21 protein-coding genes are annotated in these 18,767 nt (G+C 61.4%); 1 reads left to right on the top strand and 20 read right to left on the bottom strand.

All coding sequences use genetic code 11. The features are described 5' to 3' along the window. Positions 1 to 68 precede the first annotated feature (68 nt). Positions 69 to 926 (top strand): SDR family NAD(P)-dependent oxidoreductase, encoded by an 858-nt coding sequence (locus CCR96_RS07110; RefSeq protein WP_201219262.1) that lies wholly within the window; start codon positions 69 to 71, stop codon positions 924 to 926. 33 nt (positions 927 to 959) lie between these two features. On the opposite strand, the gene CCR96_RS07105 is transcribed toward CCR96_RS07110, so the two are convergent. The 20 genes from CCR96_RS07105 to CCR96_RS07010 form a co-directional block, all read right to left on the bottom strand. Then, entirely contained in the window at positions 960 to 1,757 is a 798-nt protein-coding gene (locus tag CCR96_RS07105) for a TatD family hydrolase (protein ID WP_201219260.1), read from the bottom strand. Positions 1,758 to 1,775: 18 nt separating this feature from the next. Continuing rightward, positions 1,776 to 2,156, bottom strand: coding sequence for a PilZ domain-containing protein (locus tag CCR96_RS07100; RefSeq protein WP_338035835.1), 381 nt, complete (start codon positions 2,154 to 2,156; stop codon positions 1,776 to 1,778). A gap of 51 nt (positions 2,157 to 2,207) precedes the next feature. After that, positions 2,208 to 3,236: a DNA polymerase III subunit delta' gene (gene holB / locus CCR96_RS07095; RefSeq protein ID WP_201219258.1), complete on the bottom strand. Its 1,029-nt coding sequence runs from the start codon at positions 3,234 to 3,236 to the stop codon at positions 2,208 to 2,210. A 49-nt stretch (positions 3,237 to 3,285) separates the two neighbouring features. Continuing rightward, positions 3,286 to 3,969: a dTMP kinase gene (gene tmk / locus CCR96_RS07090; protein ID WP_201219256.1), complete on the bottom strand. Its 684-nt coding sequence runs from the start codon at positions 3,967 to 3,969 to the stop codon at positions 3,286 to 3,288. Next, the gene (gene mltG / locus CCR96_RS07085; protein WP_201219254.1) at positions 3,969 to 5,060 is read right to left on the bottom strand and encodes an endolytic transglycosylase MltG; all 1,092 of its coding nucleotides are present in this window, start codon (positions 5,058 to 5,060) and stop codon (positions 3,969 to 3,971) included. The genes tmk and mltG overlap by 1 nt, the downstream gene beginning before the upstream one ends. Then, positions 5,057 to 5,947, bottom strand: coding sequence for an aminodeoxychorismate lyase (gene pabC / locus CCR96_RS07080; protein ID WP_201219252.1), 891 nt, complete (start codon positions 5,945 to 5,947; stop codon positions 5,057 to 5,059). Before pabC ends, mltG begins: the two co-directional genes overlap by 4 nt. A gap of 31 nt (positions 5,948 to 5,978) precedes the next feature. Further along, positions 5,979 to 7,217, bottom strand: a complete 1,239-nt coding sequence (gene fabF, locus CCR96_RS07075) for a beta-ketoacyl-ACP synthase II (protein WP_201219250.1) — start codon at positions 7,215 to 7,217, stop codon at positions 5,979 to 5,981. 168 nt (positions 7,218 to 7,385) lie between these two features. Then, positions 7,386 to 7,622: an acyl carrier protein gene (gene acpP, locus CCR96_RS07070; RefSeq protein WP_200240133.1), complete on the bottom strand. Its 237-nt coding sequence runs from the start codon at positions 7,620 to 7,622 to the stop codon at positions 7,386 to 7,388. 153 nt (positions 7,623 to 7,775) lie between these two features. Then, positions 7,776 to 8,531 (bottom strand): 3-oxoacyl-ACP reductase FabG, encoded by a 756-nt coding sequence (gene fabG / locus CCR96_RS07065; protein WP_207191896.1) that lies wholly within the window; start codon positions 8,529 to 8,531, stop codon positions 7,776 to 7,778. Beyond that, a complete protein-coding gene (gene fabD, locus CCR96_RS07060) occupies positions 8,524 to 9,468 on the bottom strand; it encodes an ACP S-malonyltransferase (RefSeq protein WP_201219248.1) in 945 nt (314 codons plus the stop codon). Before fabD ends, fabG begins: the two co-directional genes overlap by 8 nt. A gap of 21 nt (positions 9,469 to 9,489) precedes the next feature. Then, positions 9,490 to 10,449, bottom strand: a complete 960-nt coding sequence (locus CCR96_RS07055; RefSeq protein ID WP_201219246.1) for a beta-ketoacyl-ACP synthase III — start codon at positions 10,447 to 10,449, stop codon at positions 9,490 to 9,492. Beyond that, positions 10,446 to 11,498, bottom strand: a complete 1,053-nt coding sequence (gene plsX, locus CCR96_RS07050; RefSeq protein ID WP_201219244.1) for a phosphate acyltransferase PlsX — start codon at positions 11,496 to 11,498, stop codon at positions 10,446 to 10,448. The genes CCR96_RS07055 and plsX overlap by 4 nt, the downstream gene beginning before the upstream one ends. A gap of 134 nt (positions 11,499 to 11,632) precedes the next feature. Next, positions 11,633 to 11,809: a 50S ribosomal protein L32 gene (gene rpmF / locus CCR96_RS07045; protein ID WP_201219242.1), complete on the bottom strand. Its 177-nt coding sequence runs from the start codon at positions 11,807 to 11,809 to the stop codon at positions 11,633 to 11,635. A gap of 23 nt (positions 11,810 to 11,832) precedes the next feature. Next, positions 11,833 to 12,429 carry a YceD family protein gene (locus CCR96_RS07040; RefSeq protein WP_201219240.1) on the bottom strand — a complete coding sequence of 199 codons (597 nt, stop codon included), beginning with the start codon at positions 12,427 to 12,429 and terminating at the stop codon, positions 11,833 to 11,835. Between the two features lie 41 nt (positions 12,430 to 12,470). Then, positions 12,471 to 13,604 (bottom strand): sodium ion-translocating decarboxylase subunit beta, encoded by a 1,134-nt coding sequence (locus CCR96_RS07035; RefSeq protein ID WP_201219238.1) that lies wholly within the window; start codon positions 13,602 to 13,604, stop codon positions 12,471 to 12,473. 4 nt (positions 13,605 to 13,608) lie between these two features. Further along, positions 13,609 to 15,408 carry a sodium-extruding oxaloacetate decarboxylase subunit alpha gene (oadA, locus tag CCR96_RS07030; protein WP_201219236.1) on the bottom strand — a complete coding sequence of 600 codons (1,800 nt, stop codon included), beginning with the start codon at positions 15,406 to 15,408 and terminating at the stop codon, positions 13,609 to 13,611. 121 nt (positions 15,409 to 15,529) lie between these two features. Beyond that, positions 15,530 to 15,784 (bottom strand): OadG family protein, encoded by a 255-nt coding sequence (locus CCR96_RS07025; protein WP_201219234.1) that lies wholly within the window; start codon positions 15,782 to 15,784, stop codon positions 15,530 to 15,532. After that, positions 15,777 to 17,072: an adenylosuccinate synthase gene (locus CCR96_RS07020; protein WP_201219232.1), complete on the bottom strand. Its 1,296-nt coding sequence runs from the start codon at positions 17,070 to 17,072 to the stop codon at positions 15,777 to 15,779. Before CCR96_RS07020 ends, CCR96_RS07025 begins: the two co-directional genes overlap by 8 nt. 102 nt (positions 17,073 to 17,174) lie before the next feature. Continuing rightward, positions 17,175 to 18,368 (bottom strand): ATP phosphoribosyltransferase regulatory subunit, encoded by a 1,194-nt coding sequence (locus tag CCR96_RS07015; protein ID WP_476702833.1) that lies wholly within the window; start codon positions 18,366 to 18,368, stop codon positions 17,175 to 17,177. 10 nt (positions 18,369 to 18,378) lie between these two features. Continuing rightward, complete coding sequence (locus tag CCR96_RS07010) at positions 18,379 to 18,531, bottom strand: DUF2065 domain-containing protein (RefSeq protein WP_420827256.1); 153 nt, start codon at positions 18,529 to 18,531, stop codon at positions 18,379 to 18,381. Positions 18,532 to 18,767 lie beyond the last annotated feature (236 nt).

The raw sequence follows: 18,767 nt of genomic DNA, 5'->3' as shown, positions 1-18,767 counted from the left end.
CAACGGCAGCGCCACCAGCCTTTGAGCTTCGACGCGCAACCGACTGACCGACCTGACGAGGACCCTCGATGGATTTAACTGAAAAAACCGCGCTGGTCACAGGCGCAAACTCTGGACTCGGCAAGGCCGTTGTGCGCGCGCTCGCAGCCCGAGGCGCGCGCGTCCTCATGGTGGCCCGCGACCCGCAGCGGGGCGAAGAGGCCCTCGAGGAACTCAAGGGTGCGACCGGAAACGACCGACTCGAACTCCTGATCGCGGACCTGAAATCGCAGGCCCAGGTCCGCAGACTCGCCCAAGAGGTCAGCGAGAAAGCCCCAGCACTCGACTTCTTGGTCAACAATGCAGGAACCGCCTTTCCACAGCGCTGCCTGAGCGAGGATGGCATCGAATGCACGCTTGCGGTCAACCACCTGGCACCGTTCCTACTTACAAACCTGCTGCTCGATCAACTCAAGGCCGCCGCACCCGCGCGGATCATCAACGTCGGAACCCGCATTAACGAGTCGATGGAACTCGGCGACCTGAACTGGGAAGGGCGCTCGTTCAAGATGATGCGCGCCTACGTCGAATCAAAGCTCGGCATGCTGCACATCACACGACAGCTAGCCAAGCAGATCAAGGGTACCGGTGTCACCGTCAACTGCGTCTTCCCAGGCGTATTCAAATCCAACCTCGGTGGCACCGACGGCGCACAGGGCCTGTTCTGGAAATCGGTCAGCTTACTGGTCGGTTGGGCGCTTGCTCAGCCCGAGCAAGCCGCAGAGCGGGTCATGTACCTGATCGAGTCCCCCGAGGTCGCTGAGATCAGCGGCGAATACTTCGGCGATTGCCGCATCATCTCGCTGCCGACCCAGGCGCGCGATCCGGCCGCCAATGCCCGCGTTTGGGAGATCAGCGAGCGCCTTGTGAACCTTGATGAGGTCTGAGGCCATTTCTGTCAAAGCTCAAGCCGCCAAGGCTCAGGCCGCCGCGCTAGACGGTTTGGCCGCACTGGTGAACAGGCGAAAGAAATTCTCTGTCGTCAGCTCGGCAACCGCTTCGACAGGCAGACCACGCAGCTCCGCGACCTGCGCGGCGACATGGGTCACGAAGCGCGGCTCGTTCTTCTTGCCTCGGTGCGGCACCGGCGCGAGATACGGCGAGTCGGTTTCGATCAACAAACGCTCCAGGGGCACAGAGCGCGCAACCTCGCGCAAGCTCTGCGCATTCTTGAAGGTCAGGATGCCAGAGAATGAGATGTAGAAACCGAGGTCAAGTGCCTGCTTCGCCATCTCCCAGGTCTCGGTGAAGCAGTGCATGACGCCACCGGCTGCATCAGCCCCGGCGTCGCGCATGATCGCAATGGTATCGTCGCGCGCGTCACGCGTATGAATGATCAAGGGCTTTGCCAGCATTCTCGCGGCCTCGATGTGAGTCCGGAATCGCTCTCGCTGCCATGCCAGATCACCCTCATTGTAGTGATAGTCGAGACCCGTCTCGCCGATCGCCACTACTTCGGGATCAGATCCGAGCCGCACTAAGTCTTCGATCGAAGGCTCATCACCACCCTGCTCGCTCGGATGGACACCAACCGACACAGACACGTTCGAATAAGGGCTGACCAGGCGACGCATCGCGGCGTAGCGCTCGAGGTCGATGCAAACGCAGAGCAGATGTCCAACGCCTTCTTCGCCTGCGCGACCAAGCATGGCGCTAAAGTCCCCATCGTAAGGACTCAGATCAACGCGATCGAGATGACAGTGAGAATCGACCAACATAAGCAATCAACACAAGGCTCACATCGTATGGGTTGGACGCTGCGCATCAGCGCCACTGGGCAGATACTGCTCGAACTTATGACGGATATCGTTCTTTTCCTGCTCCTTGAACTGGATGCCAACACCCGCCGCGCGGTTCCCTTCCGCACCCACCGGCGTCACCCACACGACCTGGCCGGCAACCGGGATACGATCAGGCTCATCCAACAACTGCACCAGCAGAAAGAGTTCATCCCCAAGCTGGTAAGGGTGGCTCGTCGGAACGAAGAGACCACCGTTCTTGATGAACGGCATATAGGCAGCATGGAGCGCCCGGCGATCCTTGATCACCAGGCTCAGGATGCGACGGCGCGCCTCTGGCTGCTGGCCGGGTCGCTCTGATTGGGCGATGGGAACCACCTCCTGAAACCTGTCGAAACATCCGCTTGCCTAGGATAGGACTGGCAGCGTTTAAGCGCGAGCCCTAGCGAGCCGCGCCCAACGCACCAATAGGGCCTCAAATAAGAGCTGCTTATTGACGGGGGCATCGATTGACACCCGCGCCTGCAGCAGCATCTGCAACAACCGATGCCCCGCAGCCGGCTCGATCTGCTCGACGAGCGTCGCAAGAGCTCGGCGCGCTCCGAGGTTGATCATCCGCGTGCCCGTGGGGTCAACCGAGAGGCGCAAGAGGTCGCTCAGCCCATCAATCATCGCAGCCAGCGCCGCCGACGGCTCGAGTCGCTGCCAATCATTGGCGACGGCGAGGGGATCAAGCTCCCCGCGGGCGACACCAATGATGGCATCCAACAGCCCCTGGCGCAGTTCAAGGGCACCGTTCTCGGCGAGCGCCAAGGCCCGAAAAGGGGCCCCCTGCGCTAATGCAAGCGACTGCTCGGCCCGCTCTGAGTTCAAGCTCGCGTCGACATCGCCCTTCGCATTCGCCTTGGCTGGACCCTGTGCGAGACGTGCTTTCAGCCAGGGTAAGACCTGCTCCGCCTGTGGCGCGCTCAAGCTGATCTGCTGGCAGCGACTGCGAATCGTCTGACTCAGACGCTGCGGCCGCTCGGTGATCAGAATCCAAACCGTCGAGTCCGCGGGCTCCTCTAGGGTCTTCAAGAGACTGTTCGACGCAAACAGGTTCATCGCATCTGCCGGCACAACCACAAGCACTTTCGTCGAGCCCCGCATAGGTGTCAAGACCTCACGCGTGCAGAGTTGACGCACTTGCTCCGCTCGAATCTCGCCGCTCGCCCCCTCTGTGTCGGGCGCAAGCACGAAGCGATCAGGATGGTTGCCAGCCGCCAACAGGGTACAGTCGGCACAAGTCCCGCAAGGACGTTGATCAGCATCGGCTGCGGTACAGAGCAGCCGTTGCGCGAGATGATCGGCCAACAGACGCTTGCCGATCCCTAACGGCCCGCTCAGGATCAAGGCCTGACCAAGCCGGGCCTGTCGATGCGCATTCGCCAGCCGTTGCCAGGTCGACGCTAACCACAACGGTACCGGTTCTGACGGCCTCGATGAGGATCTGAGCGGGTCCACCAACTCAGGCCACACTTAGCAGACGACTGGTAACGCAGGCCCTGACCTCAGCAGCCACCGCCTCCTCGGTTTGATCGGCTCGGATCAGACACACCCGATCAGCCGATCGCTCGGCGATCTCTCGATAGGACGCTCGGACGCGCTCGAAAAAGGCCAGATCCTCAGCCTCGAAACGATCCGGCGCCGAGCGTTGCCTGGCACGCGCTAACCCGGTCGCAACCGGCAGATCGAACATCAGCGTCAGATCGGGCTGCAAACCGCGCTGCACAAAGCGCTCCAGCACCTCAATCCGCGCTCGATCCAACCCCCGACCACCTCCCTGATAGGCATAGGTTGCGTCGGTAAAACGATCGCAGACGACCCAACGTCCCGCCGCGAGCGCGGGTTCGACACGCTGCCTCAGATGGTCGGCACGCGCAGCAAAGACCAGTAACAACTCCGCGTCTGGGCAAAGCTCAGCGTTGGTCGAATCGAGCAGCAGCGCACGCATCCGCTCGGCCGCTGCCGTTCCACCCGGCTCGCGGGTGACCAGCGGATCGATACCCTGCCCCTGCAACCAGTCGACCAAGCGCCTGAGCTGAGTCGTCTTGCCAGCGCCTTCGCCACCTTCAAGCGTAATGAAACGGCCGCGACGCTTCTCGTCTAATTCGCCCAAGACCAGGCCGCTGTTCGTCTCCGCAGCAGCCATCAGGGACGCTCCTCGACAGTCGCCTTGATCATGTCACAGCGCCCACCAAGCTGGTACTTGCGGACCGCACAGTTGTGTTCCCTGAGCGTCGCCGAAAAGTGATGGCTGCCGTCGCCCCTAGCAACGAAATACAGCGCATCACCCTCGGCTGGGTTCAATGCAGCATGGATCGCCTCACGCCCCGGCAACGCGATCGGCGTTGGCGGCAGACCATCGATCACATAGGTATTGTAAGGCGTTGCTCGGCGCAGATCCTCACGCCGGATGTTGCCGTCGTAGTCATCGCCCATCCCATAGATCACGGTTGGATCGGTCTGCAACCGCATACCCCGCTTCAGCCTGCGCACGAATACCCCGGCAATGTCTGGGCGTTCCTCGGCAAGCCCGGTCTCCTTCTCGATGATCGAGGCCAAGATCAGCGCCTCATAGGGGGTTTCGATGGGCAAGCCGTCTGCGCGCTGGTCCCACTCCTCGCTCAGCACCTGCTTCATCCGCGCATGGGCGCGTTTCAGCAAGGCAATATCGGTACTCTCGCGCGTCACCAGATAGGTGTCTGGAAACAGCCAACCCTCTGGATGCTCATCCTCAATGCCAACTCGCTGCATGACCTCGGCATCTGACATACCGGCCAGTTCCAGCTTGAGCACCTCATGGTTCGCCAGGCTATCGACGGCGTCGCGAAACCGACGCCCCTCGATCAACGTCACTGGATACTGGATCGAGCGCCCGCTCGCGAACATCGTTATCAGCTCCAACGGCCGCATGCCATTGACCAGTGCGTACTCGCCCGCCTTGATCTTGTTCTGCACGCGCTCCTGATACGCAAGCGCAATGAAGAAATAGGGGTCGCTGATGAGCCCATCGTCCGCGAGGCGCGTGGCCAGCTCACGCAAGCGCGTGCCCGGGGCAATCTCGACGATGCGTTGATCCGGGTACTGGGCCAGCTCGACGCCAGGTTCTGACTCAGGAGTAGGCTCAGCGACAAGCTCGATCGGTGTTTGTAAGAAACGCCAATACTCGAGCAAGAGCACGCCGCTGACCGCTACGCCGACCAAGATAAGCGACAACAGTCCTGCAAAGAAGGCTCTCACCACTGGGACTCCGGTTGCATCAGCTGCTCGCGAACCCGATCGATCAGTGGCCACGGCAACAGCGAAAGGTCGAACTCACGGCCGTCGAAGGCTCGGATTGGCCAAACCCCAAAGAGCGCATTCGTCAACAGAGCGCCTTGCGCCCTGATCAGATGATCGAGGCTCAGCCGCCGCTCTTGCACCTGATAACCGGCCTCGGCTGCGATCCGCAACAGCCGTCCCCGCGCCGTCCCAGCAACCCCGCAGCGATCAATCAATGGCGTCTCGAAGCCGGCCTCGGTGACCAGAAACAGGTTGCTCATGGTACCGCAAACCAAGGCCCCTTCAGCATCGAGCATCAAGCCCTCATCGATGCTTGGCTCGCTCCATTCTGAGCGCGCGAGCACCTGCTCGAGTCGATTGAGATGCTTTAGACCCGCGAGCTGCGGATTGATGCCGAGCCGGGTCTCGCACAGCCGGACCTCGACGCCCTGGCCAGCTCGGGGATCAGGTCGGACCTCTGTGGCAGCAGCATCACCACGATCAGCAAGCGGTTCGTCGAGCAACAGGATACGTGTCGGCTGAGGGTCGGACGGTAGACGATAGCCGCGCGCGGACGGGCCGCGCGTCATCATCACCTTCAGTACTCCAACCTCGACGCCTACGACGAGCTTGTTGGCTTCTGCCTTTAGACGTTCTGGCGATGGTAACGGCAGCCTCAGCCGCGCAGCACCACGCGCGAGACGGTCAAGGTGGTCAAGCCAGCAGCAAGGTCGGCCAGAGCGCACAGCGATGGTCTCGAAGAGACCATCGCCATAGGCGAGGCCTCGGTCTCGAACATCAATGTCAGACCGCGCCTCACCGTTGATCAGGCACCGCCGGCGGCGGTGCGGTAACGCTGAGCCCATGGCCGTCGATCCCAGAGGCCGCCCAGCTGGGCTAGATTCGCTTGAAGACGAGAGTACCGTTGGTGCCACCAAAGCCAAAGGAGTTGCTCAGCGCCACATCGATCTTCATCTCACGCGCTGTATTCGGAACATAGTCCAAATCGCAGTCAGGGTCTGGCGTCTCGTAGTTGATGGTTGGCGGCGCAACCTGGTCGCGCATCGCAAGCACTGTGAAGATAGCTTCAGCGCCGCCGGCCGCACCGAGCATGTGGCCCGTCATCGACTTGGTCGAACTCACTGCCAGCTCATAAGCGGCATCGCCGAAGGCCCGCTTAATCCCTTTCGTCTCAGCGATATCACCGGCTGGCGTAGAGGTACCATGGGCATTAATGTAGTCGACTTCAGACTTATCCAGGCCTGCATCGGCAAGGGCCATCAACATGCAATCGCTCGCGCCCTCGCCGGTGAGCGAAGGTGCGGTCATGTGATAGGCATCGGAGTTCATACCAACGCCAACGACCTCGGCATAGATGCGAGCGCCACGCGCCTTCGCGTGCTCGTACTCCTCCAACAACATCACCCCAGCGCCATCGCTCAGGACGAAGCCATCGCGGTTCTTGTCGAACGGGCGGCTCGCTCCCTGAGGATCGTCGTTGCGCGTCGACAGCGCACGCGCAGCGGCAAAGCCGCCGAGCCCAACGGGCGATGTGGCCATCTCAGCACCACCAGCCAGCATCGCGTCGACAACGCCATGACGAATCATGAACGCCGCATCACCGATGTTGTGGGTTGCGGTACTGCAGGCAGAGACGATCGAATAGTTCGGCCCCTTGAGCCCGTACTTGATCGACAAATCGCCAGCAACCATATTGACGATATTGGCCGGGACGAAGAAGGGCGAGATCTTGCGGGGGCCGCCATCGAGGTAGGCACCGTAGTTATTCTCGATGCCGGTAATGCCACCGATACCCGAGCCAATCACGACGCCGATCCGCCGGCAATTCTCCTCGGTGATTTCGAGGCCTGAGTCTTCGATGGCTTGGGTGCCAGCGGCAATGCCATAGTGGATGAAGGCATCCATCTTACGTGACTCTTTCTTGGTCACGTACTGGGTCACATCGAACCCATAGATGGGACCGCCAAAACGGCTGCTGAAGGGGCTCACGTCGAAGTGGGTGATTGGCTGTATCCCACTACGCCCCGCGAGGATGCTATCCCAAGCGGACGGAATGTCGAGCCCCACCGGCGCCACGATACCGAGCCCGGTGATGACTACCCTTCTGCCTGACATGAATTACCCCTCAAATCTAGTTGGCGACACAAAACCGCCGAACAGCTCCAGCCCACTCCCAGGTCGTGCACAGGCGTCGACCTCAAGCCGACCTAAGCGCCTGCAAGACCACGACCGACGCGCTCCGGCATGCGCCGGATAAGCACGGCTTCAGGATCAACTTCAGGATCAACCGAGATGCGCGTTGACGTAATCGACAGCTTCTTTGACCTTGGTGATCTTCTCGGCGTCTTCATCCGGGATCTCGGTCTCAAACTCTTCCTCGAGCGCCATGACAAGCTCGACGGTATCCAACGAGTCGGCACCCAAGTCGTCAACGAATGACGCATCCATGGTCACCTCCTCCTCCTTGACGCCGAGCTGCTCGACGACGATCTTACGCACCCGCTCTTCAACGCTACTCATGATTGGTAAACCCTCAGGAAGTAAAGACACGTCACCTTCTCTAGGAGAGGCTGCGCCATTTTAGAGACAAACACTGGCGGACGAAAGCTCAATCGACGCCCAGCAGTATCTGCCCAAAAACCGCGATTTGTTTTTTCAAATCAGCGATCTAATTCAGACCATCAGCATCCCACCATTGACATGAATGGTTTGGCCGGTGATATACGCAGCGGCTGGCATCGCCAAGAAGGCGACCGCAGCAGCAATTTCTTCCGCAGCCCCAAGCCGACCGAGCGGAATGCTCGCCAAGAGTGCGTCCCGCTGGGCCTCGGGTAACTCACGGGTCATATCCGTATCGATGAATCCGGGCGCGACCACATTCACGGTAATGCCGCGCGGGCCGAGCTCCCGCGCCAGTGACTTGCTGAACCCGATCAGCCCGGCCTTGGATGCCGCATAGTTACATTGTCCCGCGTTGCCACTGACGCCAACCACTGAGCTCACATTGATGATCCGGCCATGGCGCGCCTTGGTCATCGATCGCGCACAGGCCTTGCAGAGCCGAAAGGCGGACGTAAGATTGGTGTCCAGGATCGCATCCCATTCTGCCTCTTTCATCCGCATCAACAGATTGTCGCGCGTAATTCCAGCATTGTTGACGAGGATTGTTGGCTTTGATCCCAGCTGCTCCTCGACCGCGACCAGCGCGGCATCGACCGAGGCCTGCTTGGTCACATCCAGGCACAAGCCGATGCAGCCCTCGGCCGCAGCGCCCAAACGCTCGGCAATCCTCGCTGCACCCGTCTCTGTCGTCGCGGTCCCCGCAACCTTCGCACCCAGGCGCGCAAGCTCGTCGGCAATCGCGGCTCCAATTCCGCGGCTTGCACCGGTCACTAGAGCGATCTCGCCTGCAAGGATGGAATCAGACATTTGTACAAACCTCGAGTGCGTGCGACAACCCTTCCGGATCGAACACCGGTAGCGTTGTCAGACGTTTATCGATTCGTTTTCCTAGCCCAGTCAGCACCTTCCCAGGTCCCGCCTCGATCGCGAGCTGAACCCCGCGGTCGGCAACGGTACGCACGCTCTCAACCCAGCGCACCGGACTGAACAATTGTTCCGCCAAACGCTGCCGGATCAGCGCCGGCGACTCCGCCGTGTCCACAGTCACGTTGTGGATCACCGGAATCGAAGGCAGGTGCAGCTCGACCTGGTCCAGCTGCGCCGCCAGCTCAGCAGCAGCCTCGCGCATCAATGCGCAGTGCGAGGGCACGCTCACCGGCAACAAAACCGCGCGCTTCGCGCCAGCGGCCTTGGATGCGTTGATCGCTCGCTGCACAGCCTCGCGCTCCCCGGCGATGACGACCTGTCCAGGTGCGTTAAAATTGACTGGCTCCAACACCTGCCCCTCCGCCTGCGACCGACAGAGCGCTGCAACAGCGTCATCATCGAGCCCGAGCAGCGCTGCCATCGCTCCAGCATCGCCGGGAACCGCCGCTTGCATTAACCGCGCGCGCTCTGCAACAAGGCTTACCGCATCCGCAAAGGTCAGGGCACCGGCACAAGACAGCGCACTGTACTCGCCTAAACTATGCCCGGCCATGACCGAGGGCATTGCACCACCCTGCTCGCGCCAGACCCGCCAGACAGCAACACCCGCCGCGAGCATCGCTGGCTGAGTATTGACTGTTTGATCAAGCTCGTCTTTCGGCCCGTCCTGAGACAACGCCCAAAGATCTCGGCCGAGAACCTGCGAGGCCTCATCAAAGGTTGCTTTTACCAATGGAAAGGTAGCTGCCAGCTCGGCCAACATGCCGATCGCCTGCGAACCTTGCCCGGGAAAGAAAAACGCGGGATGGGAGGTCATCAAAAGCTCCAGAAGGGTCGTTCAGTAGCGGAGTAACGCCGAGCCCCAAGTAAAACCGCCGCCGAACGCCTCCATCAGCACGATCTGACCGCGCTGGATGCGACCATCGCGAACCGCCTGGTCAAAGGCGAGCGGGATCGACGCGGCTGAGGTGTTGCCATGCTCGCCCACCGTCACCACCACCTGCTCCATCGCCAGATCGAGCTTGCGTGCCGTCGCCTTGATGATCCGAAGGTTGGCCTGATGCGGGACCAGCCAATCGATATCGGCGCGGGTCATATTGTTCGCGGCCAGGGTCTCGTCAACAATCGCCCCCAGCGTTGTCACGGCCACCCGGAAGACCTCATTGCCCTTCATCTGCATATACGGCGAGCCATTGCCACCATTGCCAATGCCAGCCGGCACTTGCAGCAACTCGCGATAAGCGCCATCGGCATGCAGGTGGGTCGAGATGATGCCCGGCTCATCAGCGGCGCCGATGACGACGGCTCCGGCGCCATCACCAAACAGCACAGAGGTCCCGCGGTCGGTCCAATCGATGATCCGTGAAAGGGTCTCTGCCCCGACAACGAGCGCACGCTCAGCACTGCCGGTGCGGATAAACTTTTCCGCGACCGCGAGCGCATAGATGAAGCCGGTGCAAACCGCCTGAACATCGAAAGCGGGACAGCCATGGCTATCCAAGCGCTCCTGCAGCAGACAGGCACTGCTCGGGAAGGTCTGATCTGGTGTCGTTGTCGCCACCACGATCAGATCAAGCGCTGCGGCCGACACGCCGGCAGCAGCCAGGGCCGCCTGCGCAGCGCGCTCAGCCAGATCGACGCAGGTCTCATCATCTGCAGCGATGTGGCGCTGCCGAATGCCGGTGCGCTCTCGAATCCAGGTGTCGGAGGTATCGACCTGACGTTCGAGATCTTGATTGGTGACGACCTTGGCAGGCAAGGCGCTGCCCGTCCCGAGGATCTGCGTAAAGCGACTCATGCTGGAACCTCCGCAGCGCGTAGCTTCAAGGCTCTCGCCTCACCGAGGTGAACCTCGACCTCACGCTCGATCCGAGCAATGACACCAGAGCGAACCTCTTGATCAGCGATACGCAGTGCGTGCTCAAACGCGAGCGCATCGGCGCCGCCGTGGCTCTTGATCACGATTCCACGCAGACCGAGCAGGCTGGCACCGTTGTAGCGGCGCGGATCGACCTCGGCACGGAAACCCCGAAGCACTGGAAGCGCAGCTAAACCCGATAGCCGAGAGAGCCAGTTGCGCCGAAAACGTCGCTTCAGCATTTGGGCGATCAGCTTGGCAACACCTTCACTCGCCTTCAGCGCAACATTACCGACGAACCCATCAGAGACGACCACATCGACGTCGCCGAGGTAGACATCGTCACCCTCGACGTAGCCGACGTAATTCAGAGAACTGCCAGCCAGTAACTCATGGGCTGCGCGCACCTGATCGTTGCCTTTGATCTCTTCGGCGCCGATGTTCAGCAACCCAACCCGCGGCATCGGCAGGCCCTGAACCGCCCGGACCAGCTCGCTGCCCATGACCGCGAACTGGAACAGATGCTCAGCGGTGCAATCCACATTGGCACCGAGGTCGAGCATATGGGTTTGACCCTTGAGGGCAGGAATCGCGGTGATGATGGCAGGACGATCGATATGCGGTAATGTCTTCAGGACGAAACGTGCCGTCGCCATCAACGCGCCCGTATTCCCCGCACTCACACAGGCATCGGCCTCGCCGCGTTTGACCAGATCGATCGCAACACGCATCGACGAGTCCTTCTTGCCGCGCAAGGCCTTCGACGGCAACTCATCCATCGCCACTTCCTGCGACGCATGGTGGATACGGATACGATCATCACGCGCAGCTGAGCTTGGCAGGTGTTCAGCGATAGCCTCTTGCCGACCTACTAAGATGAGTTGGCAGTGCTGTCGCTGATCGAGGAAACGCAACGCTGCCGGGATCACGACCCCAGGACCGTGATCCCCGCCCATCGCATCTAACGCGAGAGTCTGTCGAACAGCCAAGTCGGTATCTCCTAATCGATGAAGCCTGTTCGCAGACGCGGCGGATGCAGGAGGAGTCGGCGGCGGGGCCTAGCGCCCTTCCGCCCGCTTGAATGACGTCAGTCGAGACAACCGGTTCGGTCGACTGCTACGCCTCAGGCTTCTTTATCGACGACCTTGCGGCCGCGGTAGAAACCATCCGGCGTCACATGATGGCGCCGATGGATCTCGCCAGTCGTGCTGTCTTCCGACAGGGTTGGGCGGGAAAGCGCATCGTGGGAGCGACGCATGCCGCGCTTTGAGGGGGTCTTACGATTTTGTTGAACGGCCATTTCGATCTCCGCGTTGGTCGCGTTTAGTCCTGACTCTCAGGGTCATCGCGTGTTGTTTTCAGCGCAGCCAGACTCTCAAACGGATGCCGAGAAGCCTCCTTCACCGGCGCCTGCTGCTTGACTGGAGCCGATGCGTCGGCGGCGAGCACCGGTGGCGGCTCGCATTCGTCTTCCGGATGCCTCGGAACTGCAGGAACCGCCAAGATGAGTTCATCTTCTACTAGATCAGCGGGTCGCAGCAGCCGATCTTCGATCATCAACGGCTCATACTGGGGCGGCAGGGCGTTGGCCTCATCAAGGCCGGTTACCAGCGCGAGACTCACCTCGGTATTCACGGCGAGATCATAACGTTCAAAACAACGCTGGCAGCGCAACGGCAGCTTGGCCTCTACTGCACCGCTGACCGTCGCGTAGCCGTCGGGATCGGAACCGAACTCAAACCGATAGCGGACGAGGCCGTTACCCGGCTCCGCAGCCGCCTCAATCGGGGTCTCAGCCTCAGGCCGCCAGAGCAACGGCGATAGCCTCGGCAGGCGCCTCAATGCGCATTCACCCTCGTACACCGCACGTTGCGCGACCGCTTTTCTGGGGTCGAGAAGATCCGGGAAAGAGACCGACATAAGCCCTTAAATATAAAACGACAGCATCACGGCTGTCAAGATCAGCTTCCGGCCAAGGCGAGCAGAACGCCCGCTGCAACCGCAGAGCCAATCACGCCTGCCACGTTCGGCCCCATCGCATGCATGAGCAAGAAATTGTGCGGATTCGCATCGAGGCCAACGCGATTGACCACGCGGGCTGCCATCGGCACCGCCGACACGCCTGCCGCACCGATCAATGGGTTCACCTTACCGCCGGTCGCCCGGTACATGATCTTGCCCATCAGAACGCCCGTCGCGGTGCCAATCGAAAACGCCAGGGCTCCTAGCACCAAGATACCCAGTGTTTCGAGGGCGAGAAACTTGTCAGCCGAGAGTTTCGAGCCAATCGCCAGGCCGAGCATGATGGTCACGATATTGATGATCTCGTTTTGCGCAGCCCGACTCAGGCGCTCGACCACACCGCTCTCGCGCAGCAGGTTACCGAACATCAGCATCCCGATCAGCGGCGCCGCCGAGGGCAACAGCAGGGCGCAAAGGGCCAGGACGACAAAGGGGAACAGGATGCGCTCGAGCCGCGACACCGGCCGCAACTGCTGCATCACGACCTCCCGCTCCTTCTTGGTGGTCAGCGCCCGCATAATCGGCGGCTGGATGATCGGCACCAATGCCATATAGGAGTAGGCCGCAACCGCGATCGCACCGAGCAGATCAGGCGCTAGCCGTGAGGCAAGGAAGATCGCCGTCGGGCCATCAGCACCGCCAATAATCGCGATCGCTGAGGCATCCTGCAGCGTGAAGTTAAAGCCTGGCACGAAATTCAGGGCAACCGCCCCGAGCAGCGTGGCAAAGATGCCAAATTGCGCCGCTGCGCCGAGCAACAAGGTCGATGGACGCGCGATCAAGGCACCAAAGTCGGTCAGCGCCCCCACGCCCATAAAGATCAGCAGCGGGAAGATGCCGGTCTCCACCCCAACGCTGTAGACCATCCCGAGCAAGCCATCAGGTCCACCAATGCCGGCAACCGGGATATTGCTGAGCACGCAACCAAAGCCAATCGGCAACAACAGCAAGGGCTCAAACTTTTTGGCAATCGCCAGATAGACCAGCCCACAGCCAACCGCGATCATCAACAGCTGGCCCCAAGCGAAGTTGGCGACACCCGTCGACTGCCAAAGCGTCAGGAGTTCGGCCATCGATTCAGCCTAACGCGAGCAGGGGCGCGCCGAGCGCCACTGCGTCACCCGCTTTGACTCGGATATCGGTGACCCGTCCGGCTGAGGGCGCGCGGACCTCGGTCTCCATCTTCATCGCTTCAAGGACCACCAAGACGTCTCCGGACTCGACCCTCTGATCGCTGCGAACCTCGATCCGAACGATGCTTCCAGCCATCGGCGCGGTGATCACCCGCCCCTCGATCAGGGTCGAGACCTCATCCGCTGTCTCCACCGAGCGCACGCGCTCAACCACACCCTGCGGCGACACCCTGACATCGTAGCCCTTGCCGTTGACCTCGACGTGGTAGGACTCCGGCTCGTTGTTGGCGAGCGATGGTGCGGCAACTGCGGTCGGCGCAGCGGTCGGCGCTGGAACCGGTTCGATCTCCCAAGGCGGTCGCTCGAAGGCCGATGCGTTGCCCCGATTCTCGAGGAACTTGAGCCCGACTTGCGGGAACATCGCATAGATCAGCACGTCGTCGACGGCGTCTTTCGCCAGCTTGATGCTGCGCTCGCTAGCAAGATCGGCAAGCTCAACGGTCAACCGGTTCATCTCAGGCGCAATATCATCTGCAGGACGTCCGGTGATCGGCTCCTCGCCGTCTTTCAGCACCTTCGCCTGCAGCTCAGCGTTGACCGGCGCTGGCGTCGCCCCGTAGGCACCACGCAGCACGCCCGCGGTTTCGTTGGTGATGCTCTTGTAGCGCTCGCCCATCAGCACATTCAGCACCGACTGGCTGCCGACGATCTGCGAGGTCGGTGTCACCAACGGAATGAAGCCCAGATCTTCACGCACCTTCGGGATCTCGGCGAGCACCTCATCCATGCGGTCGGTCGCACCCTGCTCCCGCAGTTGGTTCTCCATGTTGGTCAACATGCCGCCGGGTACCTGCGCGACCAGGATGCGCGAGTCGACACCCTTGAGCGAACCCTCGAAGCGCGCGTATTTCTTGCGCACCTCACGGAAATAGGCCGCGATCTCTTCGAGCAGCAACAGATCAAGCCCGGTGTCACGCTCGGTGCCATCCAGAATGGCCACCAGCGACTCGGCCGGCGAATGGCCATAGGTCATGCTCATTGAGGAGATCGCTGCATCGACCACATCGATTCCAGCCTCGGCGGCCTTGATGTAGGTGGCGGTACTCATGCCGGTAGTCGCATGGCAATGCAACGCGATCGGTACCGAGCAGGTCTCCTTCAGCCGCGTGATCAGCTCCTCGCAGACATAAGGCCGCAACAGCCCAGCCATGTCCTTGATGCAGATCGAATGGCAGCCCAGCTCCTCAAGCCGCTTGCCCATGTCGACCCAGTAATCGATCTTGTGGACCGGACTCACCGTGTAGGACATCGTGCCCTGTGCATGCGCATCCGTCTCCAGCACCGCACGGATGGCCTGCTCGAGGTTGCGCAGGTCGTTCATCGCATCGAAGATGCGAAACACATCGACGCCATTCTTCGCCGCGCGTTCGACGAAAGTCTCTACCACATCATCGGCATAGTGCCGATAGCCGAGCAGGTTTTGGCCCCGTAACAGCATCTGCTGGCGCGTATTGGGCATCGCCGCCTTGAGCTGGCGTAGACGCTCCCAGGGGTCCTCACCGAGATAACGGATGCAGGCATCGAAGGTGGCACCACCCCAGGTCTCCAACGACCAATAACCAACCTGGTCGAGCTTGGCCGCGATCGGGAGCATGTCCTCGATGCGCATGCGCGTCGCCAGCAACGATTGATGGGCGTCGCGGAGAACGACTTCGGTAATGCCGAGAGGTTTCGGTTCGCTCATAGGCCTGTGTTCCAGGTTGGGTTCCGGCTTGAGTTCCAGCGTGGGTTCCAGCTTGGACTCCAAGCAGAGACCGTGATCGTCAAAAAGCAGAAGACGTCGTTGGGCCGTGCAAAGGTGTTGGTCATTGCCGCCGCTGAGAGCGATAGCGCGCAACCGCAGCACTGATCACGGCAATCAGCTCGGCATCGGCGGTCTGACCGCTGCGGGGCACCTGCGCCGGCGCCAACACCGGCTCGACCCCGGCCGGCGCCAGCTTTTCTGCCAGCCAAGACATGCCTTTCAGCAGCAGCACGAGCAACAGCAAGAAACTGAAGACAGTCCCCATGCCGATCGCCATCAGGCTGAGGCTGTCTGTGATCAAGGTTGTTTCAGGCATCGAAGGGATCACGAACGGTCAATGTCTGGGCACGATCCGGTCCAGTCGAGACGATATCGATTGGCACCCCACCGAGCTCCGCCAGTGTTTTTAGGTAGACCTGAGCCTCGGCTGGCAGCGCATCCAGGGACTCGGCGCCGACCGTTGAGCCCTGCCAACCTGGCAGCTCGATGTAGCGCGGCGTACAGCGCGCGAGTTCATCGGCGGTGATCGGTGGAGCTTCGAGCTCGCGGCCATCAAGCTCGTAGGCGACGCAGATACGCAGTCGCTCCATGCCGTCAAGCACGTCAAGCTTGGTCACACAAAGCCCCGAGACGCTATTGATGACGAAAGCACGCCGGAGCGCAACCATATCCAGCCAGCCGCAGCGGCGCTTACGGCCGGTGGTCGCACCAAACTCATGGCCGCGCGCACCGAGCCTCTCGCCGTCGGCGTCATCGAGTTCGGTCGGGAACGGCCCCCCCCCAACGCGAGTGGTATAGGCCTTGACGATACCGAGCACATAGTCCAAATGCAGCGGACCGACACCGCTGCCGCTGGCAGCACCGCCAGCCGTGGTGGTCGACGAGGTCACGAACGGATAGGTTCCGTGGTCAATATCCAGCAGTGCACCTTGCGCCCCCTCGAACAGCACGTTCGCGCCCTCGGCGCGCAGACGCTCAAGTTCCCCCGTCACGTCGGTAATCATCGGTAGCAGCTGTTCACGCTGAGAGAGGGCCTGGTCCAGGCATTGCTGAACATCGATCGGCTCCGCCGCGAATTGCTGCTGCAACGTGAAGTTGTGCTGATCCAGCACCTGTCGCAGCCGTTCCTCGAAGTGCACCACGTCCGCTAACTCACCGAGTCGAATGCCACGACGCGCGATCTTATCTTCGTAGGCGGGGCCGATACCGCGTCCGGTGGTGCCGATGGCCTTGTTGCCGAGCGCCTTCTCCCGCGCCAGATCGAGCGCGATGTGATAGGGCAGGATCAAGGCACAGGCGGGGCTGATACCAATGCGCTCGCGCGCCGGGATACCGCGCTGCTCGAGCGTCGACAGCTCCGTGAGCAGGGCCTCCGGCGACAGCACCACACCATTGCCGATCAGGCAGCGGACGCCCGGATGCAAGATGCCGGAAGGGATCAGGTGCAGGATCGTCTGCTCGCCATCGATGACCAGCGTGTGGCCGGCATTGTGGCCACCCTGAAAACGCACCACCGCATCCGCACGCTCGGTCAACAGGTCGACGACCTTACCCTTGCCCTCGTCACCCCACTGGGTGCCAATCACGACGACGTTCTTACCCATGTATTCCTCTGGTTCTGGTCACTCGATCAGCCAAACTTTTCACAGCGTCGGCAGCCGCTCGGCGCCGGGCCTTGATGACGCATCGGCTCATGCCGGCTCAGCTCAGGCGGCCACATCCGGCACAAGCTGCCAGACGCCATCAATCTTCGCCAGTCGTTCGCAACAGTTGTAATCGCTCGGCACACCGCGCTGATCAGGCAGCTCATAGAGCACCTGCCGACCCTCGGCTCGCAGCCGTTCGACGATCGACTGAAGATCGGAATCAGCATCCCAAGGCGCCATCACCGCTGCCGGCGCAGCCTCGTCAGCCGAAGCCAGCGCCGAGAGCGCAATCAGCCCCTTCAAATCGGAGCTAAAGCCAACCGCCGGGCGCGCGCGCCCAAACACCCGGCCAATGTCGTCGTAGCGCCCACCGCGCGCGATCTCGAGCCCCCAGCCAGGTGCAAACGCAGCAAACACGACGCCGGTCTTGTAGGTGTAGCCGCGTAGCTCAGCGAGATCGAAATGTACCGGCAGCTCCGGCAGCCAACGCCGCAGCTCGTCGGCAACCCGCTGCAGTCGATCAAGCGCGCCTAAGACCTGAGGGTCGGCCGCCTGCAGCATCGAACTCGCACGCGAGAGGGCGTCCTCACCATTGAGTTCGACCAACGAGAGCAGCATGGTCCCAACAGGCCCGGCAACCCCGGTCTCGGTGATGATCGCATCGATCTCCGCGCTCGCCTTGCGCTGCAGCGCATCGAACAACCGCAGCTCATCAGCACGCGACAACCCCGCTTGCTGGATCAGCCCCCGATACACGCCAACGTGACCAAGATCGAGGTAGGGCGACTCAATGCCCGCGGTCTCAAGGGTCCGCACCAACAGTCGCAGCACCTCGACATCGCTCTCCGGGCCATCATGCCCGTAGATTTCGGCACCGATCTGCAGCGGACTACGGGTGCCAGCAAAGCCATCGGTGCGGGTATGCAAAATGGTGCCCAGATAGCAGAGCCGGGTGGGAATCTCGCGGCGCAGATGATGCGCATCGATCCGCGCCACCTGCGGTGTCATGTCAGCGCGCACACCGAGCAGTCGCCCGCTCAGCTGATCGGTGAGCTTGAAGGTCTGCAGGTCCAGATCCCGACCGGTCCCCGTGAGCAGGCTTTCCAGGTAGTCGATGAACGGTGGGATGACCAACTCATAGCCCCAACTTCGATAGAGATCGAGCAAGCGTCGACGCAACCGCTCTAACTCAGCGGCCCTAGCGGGCAGTACTTCTTCGATGCCGGTCGGCAGAAGCCAACGCTCGTCGTTCATCAGATCAGGCTCAGTTAACCAGGTAGAGGAGTGCAACACCGCTAAGCATACTCAGGAGCCCCGAAAGCCGGAGGCTGCGAGCGTCCTGAGAGGCAACCTGCAGAAGGAGTCGGCGGAACCCATTGGGAGCGATAAATGGCAGCAGTCCCTCGATCACGAGCATCAAGGACAGTGCCAGGAGCAAGGCATGCCACATGGATCAACCGGCGCACTCAACGAATGTGTAAATAAGATTGAATCGTCTCAGGAGCGAATCGCTGCGCGACAACAGCGGCGATGATTGCAGAACCATTGTGGCCTGTCTATGCGGCGAGTCAGATGCCAGGCCTTGACGAGACACAAAAAATAAGGCCCGGCAGTCTCTGCCGGGCCTCTTGGTGGCTGGCGACAACCAAGACG

The organism is Halochromatium roseum, assembly GCF_016653315.1.
GTDB lineage: Bacteria > Pseudomonadota > Gammaproteobacteria > Chromatiales > Chromatiaceae > Lamprobacter > Lamprobacter roseus.
The sequence above is the reverse complement of the archived record's forward strand: the minus strand, read 5'-3'. Positions and strand labels throughout refer to the sequence as shown.

Bases quoted from the DNA above. Each gene is read 5' to 3' on its own strand.
- CCR96_RS07110 (WP_201219262.1), top strand. From the start codon at position 69: ATGGATTTAACTGAAAAAACCGCGCTGGTCACAGGCGCAAACTCTGGA.
- CCR96_RS07105 (WP_201219260.1), bottom strand. From the start codon at position 1,757: ATGTTGGTCGATTCTCACTGTCATCTCGATCGCGTTGATCTGAGTCCT.
- tmk (WP_201219256.1), bottom strand. From the start codon at position 3,969: ATGGCTGCTGCGGAGACGAACAGCGGCCTGGTCTTGGGCGAATTAGAC.
- pabC (WP_201219252.1), bottom strand. From the start codon at position 5,947: ATGGGCTCAGCGTTACCGCACCGCCGCCGGCGGTGCCTGATCAACGGT.
- fabF (WP_201219250.1), bottom strand. From the start codon at position 7,217: ATGTCAGGCAGAAGGGTAGTCATCACCGGGCTCGGTATCGTGGCGCCG.
- acpP (WP_200240133.1), bottom strand. From the start codon at position 7,622: ATGAGTAGCGTTGAAGAGCGGGTGCGTAAGATCGTCGTCGAGCAGCTC.
- fabG (WP_207191896.1), bottom strand. From the start codon at position 8,531: ATGTCTGATTCCATCCTTGCAGGCGAGATCGCTCTAGTGACCGGTGCA.
- fabD (WP_201219248.1), bottom strand. From the start codon at position 9,468: ATGACCTCCCATCCCGCGTTTTTCTTTCCCGGGCAAGGTTCGCAGGCG.
- CCR96_RS07055 (WP_201219246.1), bottom strand. From the start codon at position 10,449: ATGAGTCGCTTTACGCAGATCCTCGGGACGGGCAGCGCCTTGCCTGCC.
- rpmF (WP_201219242.1), bottom strand. From the start codon at position 11,809: ATGGCCGTTCAACAAAATCGTAAGACCCCCTCAAAGCGCGGCATGCGT.
- CCR96_RS07040 (WP_201219240.1), bottom strand. From the start codon at position 12,429: ATGTCGGTCTCTTTCCCGGATCTTCTCGACCCCAGAAAAGCGGTCGCG.
- CCR96_RS07035 (WP_201219238.1), bottom strand. From the start codon at position 13,604: ATGGCCGAACTCCTGACGCTTTGGCAGTCGACGGGTGTCGCCAACTTC.
- oadA (WP_201219236.1), bottom strand. From the start codon at position 15,408: ATGAGCGAACCGAAACCTCTCGGCATTACCGAAGTCGTTCTCCGCGAC.
- CCR96_RS07025 (WP_201219234.1), bottom strand. From the start codon at position 15,784: ATGCCTGAAACAACCTTGATCACAGACAGCCTCAGCCTGATGGCGATC.
- CCR96_RS07020 (WP_201219232.1), bottom strand. From the start codon at position 17,072: ATGGGTAAGAACGTCGTCGTGATTGGCACCCAGTGGGGTGACGAGGGC.
- CCR96_RS07015 (WP_476702833.1), bottom strand. From the start codon at position 18,368: ATGAACGACGAGCGTTGGCTTCTGCCGACCGGCATCGAAGAAGTACTG.
- CCR96_RS07010 (WP_420827256.1), bottom strand. From the start codon at position 18,531: ATGCTCGTGATCGAGGGACTGCTGCCATTTATCGCTCCCAATGGGTTC.